The sequence below is a fragment of the Paenibacillus baimaensis genome (assembly GCF_025567575.1).
In genome coordinates this window covers 1-19,020 of record NZ_JAOQIO010000034.1, presented here as the reverse complement: position 1 = coordinate 19,020, position 19,020 = coordinate 1, and the positions used below count along the sequence as shown (strand labels likewise).

Sequence of the window (19,020 nt, the reverse complement as noted above, 5' to 3'; positions counted from 1 at the left end):
AATTGTCTAAAAAGGCACTGTTAATCAGATTTCCAATTGTCTGTCCATTTTATTGCTTTCCAAAACGATAGGTTCCGTCGTCATGCCAAATTTGACGTACGGGTCGATCAGCACCGTAAGCTTGCCGCTCTCAAACTTACAGGTCAACGTATCGGAGTACGGGGTTTCCACATATCTCCAGTTCATCACGAACGTATCATCGCTTTGCCACTTTCCGCTGGCTACCATCCGAGACGGTTGACGGGATGGATTCGTTTCCATTTTCACCCAATGGCCAAGCCCACAACGAACCTTCGTTTGACCCTGTTCGTTCCACAGCGTGATAACGCATTCATCCGCGTTAAAATCAAATGCCGCGGCCTGAATGTTGCGTTCGTTCTCAGGAAATCCGTAACGGCTGCCCGATATCTGCTCCGCCAAAGGCGACTGGATATCGGAGCTTAGTGGAGAATACGCAATAGCACTGGCTTTATTAGCCAAGGCTGCCTGTGCCTGCTCATCGGCAGGCAGTGAACCGTCCACCATCGACGGCAGCAGATGCTCCCAGACGAGATTAAGGACATTCTGCATGTTTCTCGTACCTGAGGTCATGGCGACTACAGCATTTTGCTCGGGCAGCACTACGCAAAACTGGCCGAATGCTCCATCGCCCCTGTATGCGTCATGTCGACACCGCCAAAATTGATAGCCGTAGCCTTGCTGCCAATCGATATTTTGACTGGTGCCCGCGTTGGACACCTGGAAGCACGTCGCTTCGTCGACCCAGGCTTCGGGTAATATCTGCTTGCCGTTCCACAGCCCTTTTTGCAAATACAGCTGGCCGAACCGGATAATGTCCTCGGTTTTCAGGGTCAATCCCCAGCCGCCTGCGCTCATGCCGCGTGGGCAGGTTTCCCAAGTCGTGCCGGATATGCCGAGGGGCTCGAACAGACGCGGCTGCAAATACTCGTGCACCGTTTGGCCTGTAAGCTTCTGCACAATGGCAGATAGCATGTAGCTGGCGCCGCTGTTGTAGAGGAAATGAGTGCCCGGCTCTCGCTCGACTGGCAGCTCCAGAAACGCCTGCACCCAATCCCCGTCCTTCTGTTCGCGCAGTGAACCGGTCGTATCCTTCTCATGTCCAGTCGACATGGAAAGCAGGTGCCTTACACGCATTTTGCTCAGGTTGGCATCGTCAATCCGGTTTTTCTCCGAAAAAAAAGAAACAACATAATCATCGACCGAAAGCAGCCCTTCCGATACGGACAGCCCTACAGCCGTCGAGGTGAAGCTTTTGCTTAAGGAATACATCATATGCTGCAGGTCGGGACCGTAAGGCGACCACCAGGCTTCTGCCGCAACCTTGCCGTGGCGCATCAGCATAAAGCTGTGTAGGCCGTGATCGCCGATATCCGCTGCCCCCAAAAAGGCAGTCACCGCAGATGATGAAATACCGACTGTTTCAGGATGGCATCGCGGTATAAGATTTGATTGAGACATGAAAAAACACTCCTTTGGGTTGGGATTACTATTGTAATTCGCAACTCGGGAGGGAATTCCTTCCTTTTCTTCAAATTCCTTTTGCGTGTTAGTCGGCTGTGACGATGTCTATTCGAGTTATTAAAGCTGTTTTGCATAACAATGCCTTTGAAATCCCCCGTACATGAGTCGCGTGAATTGAAAACTAAGTTGTGCAGCCTCCAAATTACGGAGACTTGCTTCGTTGTCGGGATGGACCGTTGAATACAGGTACTGACCGCCCAATATTTTAGCACGCTTTTCACGCAAATCGTTGAAATATCGATGTAACCCACGACCACGGACAGATTCGTGTACGATAGTTGAGTCGAGCGCCCAGACTCGAGAAAGCTCTTCATCCGGTACTCCGAATTCTCGTCCTAAATTTTTCTCCCCCGTTCCGGGGTATGCAAGTACCGAATAAGCAACTAACTTTCCTTTGTCATATGCCCCATAAATTTCCCCGTGCTGTTCTAGAAGATCATGAAAATAATCTTCGTCATCAGTGACGAACAAGGATTTGTGGGGAAGCCTCGATACAACATCTAACATCAACTCGTGAATTTTCACAACCTCATCGTGACCGAGTTTACGTATATCCAAACCTTCGTACCAATAACTTTGCGGGTAGTCCATATGATATCTTCTCCTATATTTATTCGTCGTTGAGATGTAGATCAGGACAGCTTCTTCCCCATGCAGATACTGCTAGGGCAATCCACATATTCTCCGAAACGTTCGATTTCAACAAACCCCAATTTCTTATATAGCTCAATTGATTCGGGCTGCATGGGCCCGGTTTCGAGTAGTAGGGAAGTAAATCCAGCATGCGCTGCTTCCTGTTCTAAAAATGATACGATACGTGATGCAATACCTTTATTCCTGTATGAAGGGTCAACAAATATTCGTTTTAGCTCACAGGTCCGTTCGTCCAACGGGCGATAAGCTCCGCAACCGACAGAAACATCCTCCAAATATGCAATGACAAATACAACATCGCTTACCTTGGGCCCGTCCAAATTAACAACAAACACTTCTTCGGAAGGGTATAAGGAGTATAAATATTCATCAAGTTTAGCAATCAAAGCAAGTAAATCTTCATTGTTCGGTTCTGAAAATTGTAAAGTTAGTTCTCCCACTCTCTTCACTCCTTAAAAATAATAGTTATCCTGATATGCGGCTCAGATAACATGCACAAATAAGCTAGTTCATTGGCTCCAAGTTATCTTGATAAATAAAAAGGCATGCACTCCAGCATAATCGTTATTGATGGTTCTATCCTGTGCTAGTCTGAAGGAATCGTTACCAGCTTCATCCCCTTGGACTTAATTCCCTTGATGATGTCAGGCAAAGCAGCAATCGTTGAGGGATGATCGTGCATCACAATAATTCCCCCGGATTGTACCTGGGCCAACACATGCTTGACGACTTCAGCAGAATTAGTTGTCGACCAATCCTGCGGATCCTCATTCCAGAGTATCATTTTCATTTTATACTCTTCTGTAACGAGCTTTGTATCGTTATTATACGCCCCATACGGCGGGCGAAAAAGTCTAATTGGCTTGGCAACCAATTTCTGAAGCCTTTTTAAACCAAGTTCGTATTCACTTTTTTGTTCATTGTACGTCATGTTCGTCATTTTGGGGTGAGAATTAGAATGATAGCCTATTTCATTACCGTCATATACGGCCTCGGTCACTGATTGGGGGTAAGAAGCCGCGTTTTGTCCTAGAAAGAAAAAGGTTACCTTGGCATCATTTTCACGGAGAACTTTTAAAAGCTCCTTAGTATACCGTGTAGGTCCATCATCAATTGTGATCGCTACCCCGCCCTTATCAACCGTATAAATCGGTTTCAGAGTTGAGATATTTTGTGGTTTTGATAAATCGGGAACATTCGCTTCTTCCTTCGGCTTCCCGATCTCTGGGCTTAACTGGTTGTCAACAATCTTATCAGGGGGAAGATGGGGTATATCCACCTCTGGCGGAGGTTTAACCTCCAATGTTGGTACTGCTGTTGTAACCGATTGATCGTTTACTTGAACATTAATGTTGGCTTTTACTCCTGTTGAGTCCAAAAACGGTGCTTGACATCCTGACAGGAGGAGCGGGATCGTGAGACAAACTGCTCCTAATCTAGCGGAAAACGTTGCGCAATACAATTTCATTCTATATCCCACCTGAGTATCTGATTTACATTACTTTATATGATGATGCTTTGCTGCTTAATAACAAAAAAGAAGAGTACCAAATTTAAAAGAGAAGGCTCTAAGTCGGTATGATTGCTATGAAATCAAAGATTGAGCTTAGAATCTCATCTTTATTCGTACAGCCTGCTAATAAGACTCCCAAATTAGCACTAAGTTGCTCTCAATAAAGAAAATACTTAAGTGTCCTAATCTTATCTATTATTTTCCTACATATGCCTTTGCCAACTCTCAGTACCGTTAGCCGTAAACATGGCCAGCGTATCATCAGTCACTTCGACATTATCCCAAGGAGCATCTTGAAAAGGTCAAAGACATTGTTTTTATTTTTCGTCACCAGCATTGCGCGGCTATGTCCTCCACTATCCTGCACGTTAGCAGGGAAAAAGCAGCCGGTTTTAATCGGCTGCCTTTTCGTTAGGATTATTGAGCCCTTGCTCTTTCATTCACATGCTGAATCCGAACCAGCGACTTCCACCCTTAAAATAACGTCCTCATGCGTAAATTCTTTAATGTTCATCTTATTCAAATATACCATTTCTTTCTTTGGGAATGCCTTGCACTACCCCCCTGCTTACTTTGCATGATCGGTCTTCTGAATATACCAATAGGCTACCGGCATCTGAAAGGAGCCTTTCGGATTGGTAACCCAGCTGAATGCCGTCAGCCGATACATCCCAAGTTGATCCGGCAGCATTACCTTTGCAGTAAAGCGATCGCCTTCAAACGGCGCCGATACCGGGTCTCCCTCCTGCACGTATCCGTCTCCCTCCTGACGTTCCATTCTAAAGGTCAAGCCGGTACCATTGGTCCTGTCCACCGTTCCCGAGAAGGTCATGTCCGAGCTGGAGGTTTCCTGATACGACTTTTCCGGCGTCACATTCAAAAGACGAGTGGAGTCTCCGGAGCTGAAAGACGTGTTCTGGTCCAGGATTGCCGCCAGCTCCCTCAGCGGAAGCTCCACAACATACGGCGTGTCCAATAAAATGCGCTTGCCCTGGGTCAATCGAAGCTGCATACGGTTCGTTCCGAGCTCCAGTTTGATTGACGTATCCTGTCTATACTTAGGTCCGCCCTCGACAGCATCAGCCATACCGCCTGCGACAACCGGTGCGTGAGCCATCTGCCCGTCAGTCTCCTTTTCAAGATCAATGAAGGGAAGATCCGATGTTCCTTGCAAAAACTCGTCCACGCGGACAATATAATTGTAATTATCGACAAGCTGCTTGAGCCCATGGTCCTCTACTATTAACTTCCGGTACGTGATGTTCTCCATATGCGTCTCCGGGCTCCACACCGACTCATACCCGAACAAGTCCTTAAGCTCCGGCTCCCGAAGCAGCCATTTGCCGTCTCGCTTGAGCGGTTCTTTCCAAACCTCCACCTTCCCTACCGTCGTCCCAAACCAAATCAAGTCCGCATGATTGTCGCCTTCCCTTAGGATAAACCCGTTGGCCCCGTTTTCAACCAGCAGACTGCCGTCTTCCATTTCTTTCGTCTTATAGCTCAGCATGCCAGCAATCCATGATACATCCAGCATAGGCAAATCATCGATCGTCTGGCCGACTGCCTCCCCGTTCCACGTGATCTGCGGGTCTCCGATCATAATATCGTCCACCTTAACAATGCCTCTTTCCCGCACTACTAGCGGATTAGCGGTGAACCATCCGGCATCGTCAGCGCTGGGAGTGAAGGTGATTTCTCGCTCCTTCTCTGACCACAAGATACTCCCGAAAGCGGACAGATCGTTCAGCTTGATTACCGTTCTTCCGCCGATATTAATGGAAGGAATCTGATGATCACCGTAATAAGCTGTTATATCCGTATTCAGGACATCGGCCAACTTTGTGCCTGACGGCCGGGTTGTTTTCTGGATGGGTAGAGGATGGACCTCCTTCTTCCCACTGTAACGAATAACAATATTCCTTTCCTGAGGCACCCAAGCCACATCAAAACCGTATTCCCGAAGATCCTCTGCCGCTACCGCCGTGTAGCCGTTCACATTTAGCGATGGAATCACGGCGCCGTTGACATACGCACGAATATCTGTTGATAGGACCTGTCCGGTCACATCTCCGATCTCTATTGCCCGGACGAACGGCGTGCTGCCTGATGCTAGGAACACACAAATCCCTAATACGGCGGTTGACAAACTGATTTTTTTCAACCGTTTCGTTCTCCTTTCGGATTCGCATTATGCCCGTTGTGCCTGCTTACGGTAATACCAATTTTCGAGTTGTTTAATCGATCGCGAGCTCAATTGAACCGGATAGTTTGGCGTAATAACAAACGAATTCATCGTTTATTCGAACAATATGCTCTTCACTCTACCGTTTGTGCGGTCTACTTCAAGCCAGTCGCTAGTCACGAAATGTTCGTCAATCTGATTCATACGGACGAGCTCATAAATATGGATTGTGACACTTTTGGCATCAGAGTGATCAACCTCCGTCTTAAATATGGATCCGATGTTATCCTGATTCCGTGAATTTTCGGTGATAGAAGTTGTCTCCTCTGCTCCGGTAACGACGAAAAAGGCTTCAGCATCCGTCAGTTGAAACAAGTCAGGATCACCTATTGTCCGGTCACCGTTATCGAATTTTTGCATTTGAATTTCGGTAAAACGATTCGTATATTCTCTATTCAAGAGCTCATAAATCAATTCCTCACTGGCGGACAGGGCTTTAAGCTTTTTGCTGAGATCGCTTTTATTGTAACTCGTAATCTCGCCCTGAGATTCAATCTGTTGCGTGGACGTATCGTAGGTGACCAAGCTTCTACTGATTACCATAGAACGGTTGAGACTGCTATAGGACTGAATGAGCAATGCTTCTTTCGTCTTGCTTAAATGATAGGTGAATACATCAGTGAAACCATGCTGATAAGATTCGGGTATTTGTAATAGCGTATATAACTTTTTTAGAAATGAGGCATCTTCGTTGCCGGAGTTTTGTAGATAAAATGTTCCCTTAGGTTCAGCATTAAATCCTCCGAAGGCTTCGCCGTGGTAATCGATGGTAATGGAATTTTCAGTAAATGTCATCGAAACCTGGCTGTATTCTGGATCGGAGAACACAATTGCAGTACCGTCGAAAGTGAAGTCGGTGTCGATCTCGCCCATATTGTGGCTAAAGCCGTGTACAACGGAAACGTTTAAATGATAGCGATTGCCATCTTCTTTCCTCACTTTGGCTATGCCTGAGTTTAATGGATTAGACCAGGGATACAAGAAGGTGCCGGTGATGATAGTATTGGTAAAGGGAAGGGACGAAACTGGCGTTTTGTTGTCCTTAGGTTGTGTCAATATCCGAACTGTTCCCGTGTCCTCTACCCACTCTACATTTGATCCAAGAGATTCTGCTATAAAACGAAGGGGCACCATGGTATTGCCGTTAGTAATAACAGGTGGTACATCAAGTGTTATCTGCTTGCTGTTGCGGGTAGCTGTTTTGGATCCGATTGTCAGGGTGATTACATTCTGAACTTTCCTCGCAGTTATAATCGAGGTATTGCCGTCCCATTGGACCTCCGCTCCAAGCGTCTCGAACATCTGCCGGAGTGGAACGAGCATAGTGCCGTTTATGATGATAGGTTTCTGCTCAAGCGCGAGAGTATTCCCGTTTACTTGTATGGTAATGGCTTCGACGGTAGGTATCAGCTGTGAATGGTTATCTGTCTGTTTATCTGCGATGGCTTGCTGTGCTGGAAATCCAGCAGAAGCTATAGTTAACGCAATCGCCAACTTCAAAGTCGTTACTATCATCTTCATGGGTAAGTTGGAATCTCCTTATGGATCGTAATCGTTTCAATCTACATATTTTTTATGCTGGTATAAATGCCTTCCTGTTAGCCACGGGTAGCAAGGTATCGACAGTTGAAAGGAACTATTGCGGGATCAATGATTACATGATTCGATCGGAATAGAATATGGAGATAACCTCGTTTAGTATAATATCCAATTAGTTCCATCTATTTTTTGCTTCTATAAAACGCAATACGTTACTTGGTCACCCGACTGCAACCAACTGTGTTAGAGTGCAGACAGCGAAGATGACTATGCCGATGCCAAATACGATGCCAAGAGCTTTAAGCTTCGCCACGGATTCCACATGAAAATAACTGACTACGCTTTCCCTGAAATAGTAAGCAAGGACAAGTCCATTGAGCACAATTTTGACAATCGCTTTTGCATAAACGGAAGCTCCCCCTCCCTTTACTGTACCGTAAGCTTCAGCAAGACCTGGATAAGAAATCAGCTGGTTCAATCCACCAAGGATAGTGTAGGCAAAATAAAACAAAGCGAGCCACCATCCCCACTTTTTGCCTTTCCAAGTGCCGATTCCCGCCGCAATACTGATCACGCTGAGAAAATATAACGTAGCAACAAGAAGTGCTTTAAAGAAAGGGGAGAACGCCTCGACTCCCGCTATCAGTCCCGGAATAAATAAGTTCACGATAAAACTCACCGCGCCGCCCAACATGAACAACACAGCAAATATACTAACGCCGGCGGGTCTATCATAGGATCCTTCCGTAATCTCTTCCGAGCTGTACCGTGTTAATTGAGGATTAAAATTAGACATTGACACACCTTCCCTATTACCTCTTTTTAATATCTTAGCAAAATAACACCAGAAAATTGTAGCATACCAACTCAATTGGTACAATATGGAATTTTAATCAATGGTAATCTTGTCCGGAGGTGAAGGCTTAGATACCATAGTTCTTATCCAAATGAAAAACCTTCCAATGCTCAAAAGGAAGGTTCTTTAGCATGCTCTTTTTTCAGTATAATGCCTTGACAAAACCGGTTGCATTCCCTTTTTTTGAAGCGGATCGTAATGTCATGGTCGAACAGATATCTTTTGACTATTATGCTTATTGTTCGAGAAAAGCTAGCACAGCGGATAGCTCTGCTTGTCCGGATACGACACTATCGATCATTCCACCGAATGTGTCCAGCATCATAATGAACAAATCGGTGATCTCCAATATTTGTTCTTTAGGCACCAAATGGCTGCTCGGTGTGCACCACACATACCGGTAATAGAGTTCTTGGTTCCCGCGAATACTGTAGTGGCCAATTGCCAAATGGCTGTTGATCGCTAGCAGCAGCTTCTCTAGCTTTTCAAGGCTCTTATTCTCCCAGCTTACTGGAATTTGGGTGTACATTTGCAGGAGTCGAATATGTTCGATACCCTCATGAGCCAAGGAAGGTACGAAGTTGAAGATTAAATAGCGATCTCGCTGCTGGCTGTCCTTGGTTAAAGGAACTAGCAGGGTTCCAATGGGTATTGTCTCAGAAGGTTCGATGATATCGGACCCAAGTCCAGCTTCCTTGAAATATTGCTGTAAAAAGCCAAGCTCAGCCAAATCTCTTGCCTGTTTATTCGCATTCACTTTATGTCCCCCTGCTTCTAAGCATATAATTAATATATTCACAACTTATGTACTTACTCACGGCTCTTCATGCTTTTGATCAGCAACGCGCGCTGTTTGTCTATATTTCCATTAAGCCTGTACAATTCAAGAGGATTCACACCGCATCCTGAAATGAAATTCTCTACGCGTTTATATTGCTTTTTGATGTCAGCGTCGCTTGGCTTATACTCAGGAAGATTAGTAATCATCTCCAGAATGAGATTAGTTTGTTCGACTCTTTTTTGATGCTTGAGTGTGGAGGACTTTCCTTCATTAAACACCATTTTGGTAAGCTTCCATGCCCCAGGCTTGGCAGCACGGTCCCTACCAATCTGCTTGGCTTTGCGCCCTAAGCTCATGGTAATGCCAGCGCCAGCAGCCACTGCTTTGAGAGGCACTCCAACCTGGGATCCGACCCCACTCAAAGTAGCAATATCCCCAGCAATATTGGTCATTTCCAACCCTATTTGCAAACCTGCTCTTGCCAATCGCTTCTGGTTGATATATTTAATTTCTTTGGCAACCTCGTATTCCTGAATATCTTGTAACTCTATCTTCTCAGGTTCGGTGGCGGCCGTTCCCTTTGCTATTAATTCCTGCTTACGGGTCTGCAGCTTGCCAGAATCTGTTCCAGGATTAAAGGACTTCCAAAGATTCCTGCCAAATAACGTATATTGCTGAGCTCCAATATATTCTTTACTGCTATATTTGTCCTTAAATTCTCGCTTGGCTTTGGTCATTCGATAAGTTGCAATTGATGATTTAATCATCTTGTATACCTTGATTGTGATCATAATGCCACTGATCGCAATTCCCAAGCCCGGAATCGCCTGTGCAAGTCCTGCTGCCCCAACTTTGATGATATCGAGGATCGCTTTGACGGTCTTGACTGCTGACTGGGCAGCTTGAAGGCCATTGCTAAGTACATCCAGACTGGCGGTAATCACCTCATCCGCGCTAATGCCCTCACTGCTAAACGTTTTGCTGAAGATATCATAAATATTTCTGACTACACTAAACGAGCTCTTGATGGCAGATATCGCTTCACCAACAGAACCCGACCAGTCGCTAACCGCTTCAGCGCCCTTGACAGTGCTTCCAGAAAGCTTGCCAATATTATCTGCAAAGCCTGAGGTGCTCTCTACGCCCTTTTGCAAGGATTTGCCTGAATCTATTACAGCTTCCGTAATATTGAAGCCTTTCTCAGTCTTCGACATGTCGGTATCCCTGGCCGTGTCAATGATTTTCTTCATCGCTACGATTCCGTTAATCCCGGCGAGCAGCGTCTCTCCAGGAGCAGTCGCCATGCCGACCTTGGCACTTTCCAGCTCTAAGCTCTCCTTTGCAGCTTCCTGCCCTTCTACACCATCTAAAGCATCGACACGCATATCATAAGATTCTTTTACACCGCCTTGACCTGTCCCTAACAGTTCTGTAGTTTGTCCGGCATTTTCCAGACCATCATCGATGGCATTGCGATCGTCCTCGGGTGCAGGAACATTCTGAGGTGGATTCAGTGCCTGCTGTGCCCTTGTCTCCGCCAGTTTGTCCCTCGCACCTGAAAGTCCGCGAATAGGACCAACCTTGTTAATGCGTACAAAACCGTGCTTACCCTCGAATTTCGCCAATTTCCATAAACCTGTTTCATCGGTTACTTCATAAACTTCAAATTCGCCGCGAAAGGAAATTTTAGAACCTATCGGCTTATCTTCGGATACATTAAATTTCTCGTTGTAAGTTGAAGGATCGGTTTGCTTTTCGTAATCACGCATATGTGCACCCATTAATGACTTCATAGCAACTGCCTTTGAATTAGGCAAGATCGCTGGGAGCTTTGGGTCTGTGATAGGTGTAATCGTCGAGCTGGATGTATTGCGTTGGATCATCTGATTTGCCAGCATTTTGCCGACAGCCCGATTTCCTATAGAGCGCTGCAATTGATTAATGCTTGTAGCAGAAGTTATACCAAAAACACCTAACGAGGCTTGAGATGATGGGATACCCTGGTTCCCCTGCTGTGTATTGGAGCCTACTGGGGTTCTGCGTCTAGTAAGGGGTCTTGATCCATCTTGCATTCATATAACTCCTTTACACTATTATAGCTATAATTCTATAGGAAGTAAGTGGTAATCGTCTAGAGCCGCATGAAACCAATTTCCTCACGTTCCGCTGTCATGCCTGTTTTGTCCTTGCTTGGCATTCCGTAACGCGTCCATACACCTGGCACCTCCACAAATAAATCGGGATTTACAAGTTCCCCGCCGCGGATGTCCGAATTCGCTAGCAGCAGCCCCCTATGGAATGCCCATGTACCATATATTCATGACGGACATTTTATAAACGTTTCCATGCGACCTATGAAACTGGCTGTATTCAATGAAAAAAACACCGCCTTTTTCGGGCGATGTTTTCAAACTATGTTTATCGTTTTTCTGATGGATTTATATTGTCAGTCTTTTTACATAATACGTGTGTCAACCGAAATTTCCGTATTCCATTTCTATCCAACTTGATGGATTGCGTCCATCACAAGCAGATTTAATCGTTCTCGAACCTTAACGGACGCTCCGATAATGATAAGTGCAGGGTTCTTGATCTTCATTGCCGCTGCTTGTTTATGAATAAGCCCAAGCGTCCCCGTAACCGTTCTCTGCTGATCCGTCGATCCGTTCTCAACTATTGCTGTGGGCGTATCCGCGTCTTTACCGTGCATCAACAATTCTGTGCGAATCTGTTCCAATTGGGTGATACCCATATAGATAACCAACGTATCCACGCTATGCGCGAGTAAATCCCAACGAATTCGCGTTTCCGGGCTTGAGCAGCGACTGCCGGTTACGAAGGCTACAGAAGCACTCATTCCCCGATGGGTTAAGGGAATATCGGCTGCCGATGCCGCCCCCAATGCCGATGTGATACCCGGTACCACTTCATAAGGTATGCCACGCTCAGCCAAGGCCAGCGCTTCCTCCCCACCCCGTCCGAAGATGAAGGGGTCTCCCCCCTTCAGGCGAACAACATTTTTTCCCTGCATAGCATATTCAACAAGCTTGCGATGAATTTGCTCTTGGGACATCGTATGTGCCCCTGGTGATTTGCCACAGTAAACGAGTTGACCCTCCGGCTTGGCTTCAGCAAGCAACTGTTCGTTAACAAGGCGATCATAGAGGATAACATCCGCTTCCTTAATAAGACGCAAAGCTTTCACAGTAATTAACTCAGGATCCCCAGGGCCGGCACCAACAATATGCACAGTACCCGTCATCATACGATTTTCTCGGCAACGGCTGTATCCCGTCGGGGTTGATTCATCTCTATCGTATTACCTAATGACGTCTTGTAGCCCTTCTGCGACATGTACAAGAGAAGTCCCGTAAACAAAGCTCCACCTATAAAATTTCCAATGAGCACGGGAAATTGATTCCATATCCACCAATCTCCCATGCTGACCTTCGCCCCGAGCATCATACCAGCCGGGATGACGAACATATTAACAACTGCATGCTCGAAGCCCTGCCCGAAGAAAATGAGAATAGGCAGCCACATTGCTACAATCTTACCTACTGTGGAGCTTGATGTCTGCGCCATAACCGCTCCAAGCGTTACCATCCAATTACATAGGATGGCCTTGATGAACACAAGCATCATACCGTTCATTCCCATATCCTTGTAGGCGATTGTTTTCGCTTCAGCTGTTTTGACCAGCAATTGAGCAAGAGGACTCGCCAAGTCGGTTCCCATCTTTGACACCGTAAGACCGTATAAGGCAGCATAGATCGCACATCCGACCAAGTGACCTGCAATGACCCACGTATAATTTTTCAGCATCTTACCAACCGTTGTCTGCTTCTTGATTACGGATAAGGGAATAAAAGCAAAACTCCCTGTGACAAGCTCCAAGCCCAACAATACGATGATGACGAATCCGACTGGAAATATGAGTGCGCCCACTATACCGAGATTGGTCTGCAGGGTTGCAGTGAATGCCAACGTCGTGGCACATGCCAAGATCGCCCCTGCCAATACACCGCGGATGAACATGTTCATGACGCTCATCTCGGCTTTAGTCTTCCCTACCTCCACCATTTGGTTAATGACTTGCCCAGGTTTGATATAATCCATATCCGACATCCTCCCTCGTCTAAATAGTTACATATATGGAGCCATTGGTTCGATCAACCTCAACTTCGTAAGTGTTCACGCAGCCATCATCAGGTTCGTGTACATTCCCTGTTTGCAAATCAATCTTCCAGTCGTGCAGAGGACAGTGGACCTTTCCTCCGCATACCATCCCTTCAGATAAAGCCCCCCCTTTATGGGGACACTTGTTTTCGACTGCGAATATTTCACCATCTGATAGACGGAACAATGCAATTTCCAGATTGTGTACCACTATCGTGCGCGAGCCTTTTGGATCAATGTCAGACAACTGGCCAATTAGATATTTAGACATACGATCTCCTCCACCTTTCCTTGTCTGCTTGGTGTTAGTCTATTATGGGTTGTACTTGCTTTAGTGGTTCAAAGTTTTTGCGTAGGGAATCTTCGTTTACGATCTGTTTCCAAGGATCGGTAGTCATACTGAGTGCCTTCTTAATCCGTTCGCTGAGCACCGCTCGTTCCTCTGGCTTCTCAAGCGCGCGTTTGACCGATTCCAGTCCGACTCGCTCGATCCAATTGGAGGTACGCTCGTTCCACTGCGCATTCTCCCGATAATATTGCAAGAAAGCACCAGCCCATTCACTAACTTCATCCTCCGTCTTGACCACGCACAACAGCTCCGTCGCTCGGACATGGACCCCCCCGTTACCTCCGACATGCAGCTCCCAGCCACCATCGATGGCAACAACTCCAAAATCCTTGATCGTGGCCTCCGCACAGTTCCTCGGGCATCCGGAAACTGCAAGCTTAACCTTCGCTGGTGTATTCAGCCGTTCAAGCTCCTTCTCCAGCCTGATCCCCATGGCGATGGAATCCTGCGTACCGAACCTGCAGAACGTGGACCCGACGCACGTCTTAACGGTGCGAAGTGTCTTACCGTATGCATGCCCTGAGGGCATATCCAGCTCTTCCCACATTCTCGGAAGATCCTCTTTCTTCACACCCAGCAGATCCAGCCTCTGTCCACCTGTGAACTTTACCATTGGAACGTCGTATTTCTCTGCGACCTCGGCGATTTTCTTCAACTCTGACGGAGATGTGACTCCACCGTATATTCTTGGAACAACCGAATAAGTACCGTCCTTTTGAATATTTGCATGGTATCTTTCATTCGTAAACCGCGACTCTTTCTCATCTGCATACGCTTCGGGCCACAGCATGCCCAAGTAATAGTTAAGTGACGGGCGGCACTTCGCGCAACCTTCGGGATTCCGCCAATCGAGCACATGCATGACTTCCTTGATCGTCATCATTTCCATCCGTTTAATCTCAGCAACAATCTCATCTCTTGTCAGTGAGGTACAGCCGCAAATCCCTTCCTTCACCTGTTCTCCAGCCTCATCACCGGCGTACATCCTCAGTAAGCCTTCTACTAATGGCTTGCAACCCCCGCAGGAGGCAGATGCCTTCGTGCACGATTTGATTTCACCGACGCTCCTGCAGCCTTTGGCAATGACAGCATCTGCTATTGTGCCTTTGGATACACCGTTACACCCACAGATGATCTCGTCCTCTGTCATATCTTTAAGTCTGCTATCCGATGATGCGGCCGCACCTCCGCCGATGGAACCACCAAGCAACAGCTCTTTTTCGCGTCCAGCTACAATTTCTCCATTCTTGATCATGGAGAAGAGCTTTGCTCCGTCATGGGTATCTCCGAACAGTACAGCCCCAATCAGCTTGTCGTTCTGGAGTACGATTTTCTTGTAGACACCGTCTACCTCATCCTGGTAACGCAAAGACCGCGAGCCTACTGGTTCCTCGTATCTTCCTGCGGAGAATACATCCACACCTGAAACCTTCAGTTTCGTGGAGGTCACAGAGCCCGCATAACCTACAGTCTCGACTCCTCCCAATTTCTTGGCAAGCACTGCACCCTGCTCATAGAGCGGTGCCACGAGACCATACGCGATTCCACGGTGTTCCGCGCATTCTCCGATAGCATAGATACCCGGAATACTCGTTTCCAGCCAATCATTAACGACGATTCCACGGTTGATTTCAATGCCGGAAGATTTAGCCAGTTCCACATTCGGACGGATACCTACCGCCATTACGACAAGGTCAGCATCAATCTTGCTACCATCCGTAAACCTGAGCGCCGTAACCCTTTTCCTTCCAACAATCGAATCGGAGTTTTTCGCCAGTAGAAATTTCATTCCCTGCTGCTCCAGCTCCGCTTGCAGCATCTTCGCTGCTGTTTCATCCAGCTGCCTTTCCATGAGATAAGGGTTTATGTGCACAACAGATACATCCATTCCAAGATGCAGCAAGCCTCGTGCCGCTTCAAGACCCAACAATCCTCCGCCGATAACGACTGCTTTTTTATATTTACGAGAGGAATCCATCATGATCTCACAGTCCTTGATGTCTCGAAAGGCAATAACTCCCTCTTTGTCAGCCCCCGGCAGCGGAAGCATGAAAGGATTCGAACCCATTGCCAGGATCAACACGTCATAGGAGACCGTTATGCCTTGATCGGAGACGACACGTTTATGAATCGAATCAATTTGTGTCACTCGATGACCGGCAAATAATTGTATGTTATTATCCTTGTACCAATCCCAATCATTAATAACGATTTCCTGAAGGTCAGCACCACCTGCAAGAACCGAGGACAGCATAATCCGGTTATAATTAGGATGCGGCTCTGCTCCAAAAATCGTGATTTCATAAGCTTCCGGAGCTAGCTTGAGCAGATGCTCTATCGCCCGAACGCCCGCCATTCCGTTCCCGACCAGCACCAACTTCTTCTTGTTAGTTCCTTCCATACATTCATCTTCTCCTCTCGAAATTCCATAAAAAATAAACACAAAAGCCCGCTTCGTTCCACGATAAATAATCCGTGAAAGACGATAGCAGGCTCCATTGCCGCTTAAAGGGATACCCCATTGTACCCCCGAATATTTAATTGGTTAATTCGAATATACTACGGACTTATCTTGATGTCAATATACATAACATAATTTTTTGAAAACTAAGCAATAGACAATATAATTGGATCTGTGTTATATATTTATGTAAGGATATATAACAAACAGAGTTTTGGCTATCGAAATCAATGAAATGGGGAATCATTCATGCGTTCAGTGTTGGTTATTCATAACCAAAAATTGGCCCAAGAAGGGAAGTTCTTCCCCGTATCAGATTCGCTTTCCCCCGAAAGCATTCTACGCTCCAATGGTTATATCGTTACCTGTACCAGCGACCAAGAACAGGCTAAGCAGCTCATTATCGATGCGGATGCGGCCATATTGCAGTTGTCAATGGATGAAGTTAAACCTTGGAGCACCTTTCTTATGCAGCTTAAGGGTCTGCCTTTAATCTGGTGGTGTGATGAACGTTCTGCCTCCCAGTCCTTGGAAGCTTGCGAGGATGACGTGATGCTGGATGGAATGCTTACCCCTTTCATGAAAGGCTATGAAATCCATTGGGCACTTCACTTCAGTTCCAAGCAATTCGTTGAACGCCAACAATGGTACAACGAGCGAGAGCAGCTGCTCAGCCGTATCGAGGAACGTAAATGGATCGATATGGCTAAGAGTATTTTGTGTGAGATTAAATCTATCACTGAATCGGAGGCCTATGACATCCTTCGTAAACAAGCGATGAATGAACGCAAGAGATTGGTCGACGTCGCTACGTCCATCGTGAAGGTCTATCAATTGCTCCAAGTGGGCAAAGAAAGCAGGGTGAAGCCTAAATGATCACATATTTGAAGGAAGTCGGGCGTGGCAAACGCGGAGCCCGCGATTTGACATATGAGGAATCTCTAGAAGCTGCGGAACAAATCATCAACCTTCGGGCAACTCCAGCCCAGATAGGCGCCTTCTTCATGGCGGAGCGCATTAAGATGGAGAGCGTGGAGGAACTGGAAGCCTTTGTGAAAATATGCCGTGAAGCCGCTTACCGCGAACCGATCCAGGAAGGCATCGATTGCGCCGGACCCTATGATGGACGTAATAAATCATTCTTCGCTACATTTGCCGTTTCGTTTCTACTCGCTGCAGCCGGGTTACCGGTGACGCTTCATGGTACCGCCTCACTCCCCCCCAAATGGGGAGTGACACTGCATGACATTCTTCTGGAGGCAGGAATAACCATAAGTGAACGAACACGCACGGAAATAGTTACAGCCGCTAAAGAAACTGGAGTATTGTATGTCCCTGCAGAGGAATGGTGCCCTCCACTAAAAGAATTGCGCCCGATCAGGGAACAGCTCGGAATGAGGACTGTATTGAATACGGCTGAGAAATTGATCGATTACAGCTGCTCCCCTTACCTGGTATTCGGCGTTTACCACAACACTGTATTCGATCGGTTATCTCGGCTCACGACTCAATTGAAATACCGCAAATCTCTTATCGTCCAAGGTACCGAGGGCTCGGAGGACCTGTACATCGATCGACCGACTCGCACCTATATGGTGGAGAACGGGCACGCTTCCCTTCATGTCGTCAATCCGGAGAACCTGGGGCTGGATACTCCCCTTCCCGAAACAACTTGGAACGCTGCCGAGCAGCTTCGGGTGACTGAATCTGTTCTTCACGGTGACGCACATATCGGATTCACCCATCAGGTACTATTGAACGCTGCATACAGACTTCATCTAGCTGACAGGGTTGAATCTGTCGAAGAAGGCCTTTATACCTGCAAAGCCCACCTGGAATCAGGCGAAGCTTGGAAGGTTTACTCCAAGTGGAAGGCCATGCTCTCCTAGATATCGGAGTCTTATTCTCGCTTGTCACACGCTTCTTTAAAAAAGAGATAATAAAGAGACTGTTGTTTTAAATGACAGTCTCTTAGACGATTCCAGCGATCTTATTGTAACGACTCCAAAATAAGTAGAAGTCTAATTAGTTTCTATTTTTGCAGATCATTAAAAATGATTAGGAAATTGCTTTACAATTCCATTTGTAAATGCATCTGCCATTTCAAGTGCCTGTTTCTCGATCTGATCGTAGGTCGCGATATCAGATTTATATTTTTTGGATAACCTGAAAACAGCTTGATCTTTGGTCATACGTAAGTGTTCATGCAGCATATTCCTCAAGTCTGCTTTTGGCCAATTGGGGTTGATACTGTTAAGAAAAGCAGCTATTTCATCCGCATTGGCATACCAGTTTTTCTCCGCTTCCGCGGCTGCCCGGCTATTGCCAGCCTTGGCTGCTTTAACAAGTTGTGCGGCCAATACAAGATGCTCTCTAAATAAACCGCTGAATCGTGTAGCTATCTCTTCCCCGTAGTAATGCTTAAACACATTGGCCATATCAGGAGGATTACGAAGGAGACGTTTAGTAACCAGTGCCTCATCTGACAAACTCTCTGCAATACTTATAATAAGCATCCTCGTCCAGGCAACGTGTTGCTCCCAAAGCGTTCGAAAAGCCTGGTTTAATTCTACTTCTGCACTACTGATACATGCAGATTTTTGAGGTGAAACAGATTCATATCTCAAGAATGGCACAACAGGCTGTGCATAAGGATTGTAATTACTTTGACCATAGTTTGAGCGAATTGGATATACCGGATAATCATTTAGAGGACGAAAATAGGATTGAAAATGCGGATCTGGTGTCCATGGTGTTGCATAGTACATGTGATGGTTCCTCCCTAAAAATAGTCATTCACCTAATAAAGCATATGAGATAGTGGCGTGATTTGTCTGGGCTGGGTCTGTCAAATCTTTTGTGTAAACTCTTTTAAAAGACTTCTCCCCGAGGGGAGAAAAAAAT

General features: G+C 46.4%; 16 protein-coding genes. 2 read left to right on the top strand and 14 right to left on the bottom strand.

Features of this window, described 5'->3' with window-relative positions:
* Positions 1 to 24 precede the first annotated feature (24 nt).
* The 13 genes from OB236_RS11170 to nirB all read right to left on the bottom strand — a co-directional run bounded on the left by OB236_RS11170 (position 25) and on the right by nirB (position 16,056).
* Positions 25 to 1,479, bottom strand: a complete 1,455-nt coding sequence (locus tag OB236_RS11170; RefSeq protein ID WP_262684069.1) for a serine hydrolase domain-containing protein — start codon at positions 1,477 to 1,479, stop codon at positions 25 to 27.
* A 120-nt stretch (positions 1,480 to 1,599) separates the two neighbouring features.
* Positions 1,600 to 2,133, bottom strand: coding sequence for a GNAT family N-acetyltransferase (locus OB236_RS11165; protein ID WP_262684068.1), 534 nt, complete (start codon positions 2,131 to 2,133; stop codon positions 1,600 to 1,602).
* A gap of 41 nt (positions 2,134 to 2,174) precedes the next feature.
* Positions 2,175 to 2,636: a GNAT family N-acetyltransferase gene (locus tag OB236_RS11160; protein ID WP_262684067.1), complete on the bottom strand. Its 462-nt coding sequence runs from the start codon at positions 2,634 to 2,636 to the stop codon at positions 2,175 to 2,177.
* A 146-nt stretch (positions 2,637 to 2,782) separates the two neighbouring features.
* Positions 2,783 to 3,574, bottom strand: coding sequence for a polysaccharide deacetylase family protein (locus OB236_RS11155; RefSeq protein ID WP_262684066.1), 792 nt, complete (start codon positions 3,572 to 3,574; stop codon positions 2,783 to 2,785).
* Between the two features lie 703 nt (positions 3,575 to 4,277).
* On the bottom strand, positions 4,278 to 5,870 hold the full coding sequence (locus tag OB236_RS11150; RefSeq protein WP_262684065.1) for a hypothetical protein: 1,593 nt from the start codon (positions 5,868 to 5,870) through the stop codon (positions 4,278 to 4,280).
* Between the two features lie 135 nt (positions 5,871 to 6,005).
* Entirely contained in the window at positions 6,006 to 7,472 is a 1,467-nt protein-coding gene (locus OB236_RS11145) for a copper amine oxidase N-terminal domain-containing protein (RefSeq protein ID WP_262684064.1), read from the bottom strand.
* A 238-nt stretch (positions 7,473 to 7,710) separates the two neighbouring features.
* On the bottom strand, positions 7,711 to 8,286 hold the full coding sequence (locus tag OB236_RS11140) for a hypothetical protein (protein ID WP_262684063.1): 576 nt from the start codon (positions 8,284 to 8,286) through the stop codon (positions 7,711 to 7,713).
* 295 nt (positions 8,287 to 8,581) lie between these two features.
* The gene (locus OB236_RS11135; protein ID WP_076228848.1) at positions 8,582 to 9,103 is read right to left on the bottom strand and encodes a hypothetical protein; all 522 of its coding nucleotides are present in this window, start codon (positions 9,101 to 9,103) and stop codon (positions 8,582 to 8,584) included.
* A gap of 53 nt (positions 9,104 to 9,156) precedes the next feature.
* Positions 9,157 to 11,199, bottom strand: coding sequence for a hypothetical protein (locus OB236_RS11130; RefSeq protein ID WP_262684062.1), 2,043 nt, complete (start codon positions 11,197 to 11,199; stop codon positions 9,157 to 9,159).
* Between the two features lie 425 nt (positions 11,200 to 11,624).
* On the bottom strand, positions 11,625 to 12,389 hold the full coding sequence (cobA, locus tag OB236_RS11125) for a uroporphyrinogen-III C-methyltransferase (RefSeq protein WP_262684241.1): 765 nt from the start codon (positions 12,387 to 12,389) through the stop codon (positions 11,625 to 11,627).
* Positions 12,389 to 13,246, bottom strand: a complete 858-nt coding sequence (locus OB236_RS11120; protein WP_262684061.1) for a formate/nitrite transporter family protein — start codon at positions 13,244 to 13,246, stop codon at positions 12,389 to 12,391. Before OB236_RS11120 ends, cobA begins: the two co-directional genes overlap by 1 nt.
* A gap of 19 nt (positions 13,247 to 13,265) precedes the next feature.
* The gene (gene nirD / locus OB236_RS11115; RefSeq protein WP_076228844.1) at positions 13,266 to 13,577 is read right to left on the bottom strand and encodes a nitrite reductase small subunit NirD; all 312 of its coding nucleotides are present in this window, start codon (positions 13,575 to 13,577) and stop codon (positions 13,266 to 13,268) included.
* Positions 13,578 to 13,611: 34 nt separating this feature from the next.
* Positions 13,612 to 16,056 carry a nitrite reductase large subunit NirB gene (gene nirB / locus OB236_RS11110; RefSeq protein ID WP_262684060.1) on the bottom strand — a complete coding sequence of 815 codons (2,445 nt, stop codon included), beginning with the start codon at positions 16,054 to 16,056 and terminating at the stop codon, positions 13,612 to 13,614.
* Positions 16,057 to 16,365: 309 nt separating this feature from the next.
* Here nirB and OB236_RS11105 point away from each other — a divergent pair, with 309 nt between their 5' ends.
* Positions 16,366 to 16,992: an ANTAR domain-containing response regulator gene (locus OB236_RS11105; RefSeq protein ID WP_262684059.1), complete on the top strand. Its 627-nt coding sequence runs from the start codon at positions 16,366 to 16,368 to the stop codon at positions 16,990 to 16,992.
* Positions 16,989 to 18,005 carry an anthranilate phosphoribosyltransferase gene (locus OB236_RS11100; RefSeq protein WP_262684058.1) on the top strand — a complete coding sequence of 339 codons (1,017 nt, stop codon included), beginning with the start codon at positions 16,989 to 16,991 and terminating at the stop codon, positions 18,003 to 18,005. Before OB236_RS11105 ends, OB236_RS11100 begins: the two co-directional genes overlap by 4 nt.
* Before the next feature lie 159 nt (positions 18,006 to 18,164).
* Here OB236_RS11100 and OB236_RS11095 read toward each other — a convergent pair whose 3' ends face one another.
* Positions 18,165 to 18,884: a LysM peptidoglycan-binding domain-containing protein gene (locus OB236_RS11095; protein ID WP_262684057.1), complete on the bottom strand. Its 720-nt coding sequence runs from the start codon at positions 18,882 to 18,884 to the stop codon at positions 18,165 to 18,167.
* Between the last annotated feature and the right edge of the window lie 136 nt (positions 18,885 to 19,020).

Coding starts and splice junctions, on each gene's coding strand:
- OB236_RS11170 (WP_262684069.1), bottom strand. CDS start 1,479: ATGTCTCAATCAAATCTTATACCGCGATGCCATCCTGAAACAGTCGGT.
- OB236_RS11165 (WP_262684068.1), bottom strand. CDS start 2,133: ATGGACTACCCGCAAAGTTATTGGTACGAAGGTTTGGATATACGTAAA.
- OB236_RS11145 (WP_262684064.1), bottom strand. CDS start 7,472: ATGAAGATGATAGTAACGACTTTGAAGTTGGCGATTGCGTTAACTATA.
- OB236_RS11140 (WP_262684063.1), bottom strand. CDS start 8,286: ATGTCTAATTTTAATCCTCAATTAACACGGTACAGCTCGGAAGAGATT.
- OB236_RS11130 (WP_262684062.1), bottom strand. CDS start 11,199: ATGCAAGATGGATCAAGACCCCTTACTAGACGCAGAACCCCAGTAGGC.
- cobA (WP_262684241.1), bottom strand. CDS start 12,389: ATGACGGGTACTGTGCATATTGTTGGTGCCGGCCCTGGGGATCCTGAG.
- OB236_RS11120 (WP_262684061.1), bottom strand. CDS start 13,246: ATGGATTATATCAAACCTGGGCAAGTCATTAACCAAATGGTGGAGGTA.
- nirD (WP_076228844.1), bottom strand. CDS start 13,577: ATGTCTAAATATCTAATTGGCCAGTTGTCTGACATTGATCCAAAAGGC.
- nirB (WP_262684060.1), bottom strand. CDS start 16,056: ATGGAAGGAACTAACAAGAAGAAGTTGGTGCTGGTCGGGAACGGAATG.
- OB236_RS11105 (WP_262684059.1), top strand. CDS start 16,366: ATGCGTTCAGTGTTGGTTATTCATAACCAAAAATTGGCCCAAGAAGGG.
- OB236_RS11100 (WP_262684058.1), top strand. CDS start 16,989: ATGATCACATATTTGAAGGAAGTCGGGCGTGGCAAACGCGGAGCCCGC.
- OB236_RS11095 (WP_262684057.1), bottom strand. CDS start 18,884: ATGTACTATGCAACACCATGGACACCAGATCCGCATTTTCAATCCTAT.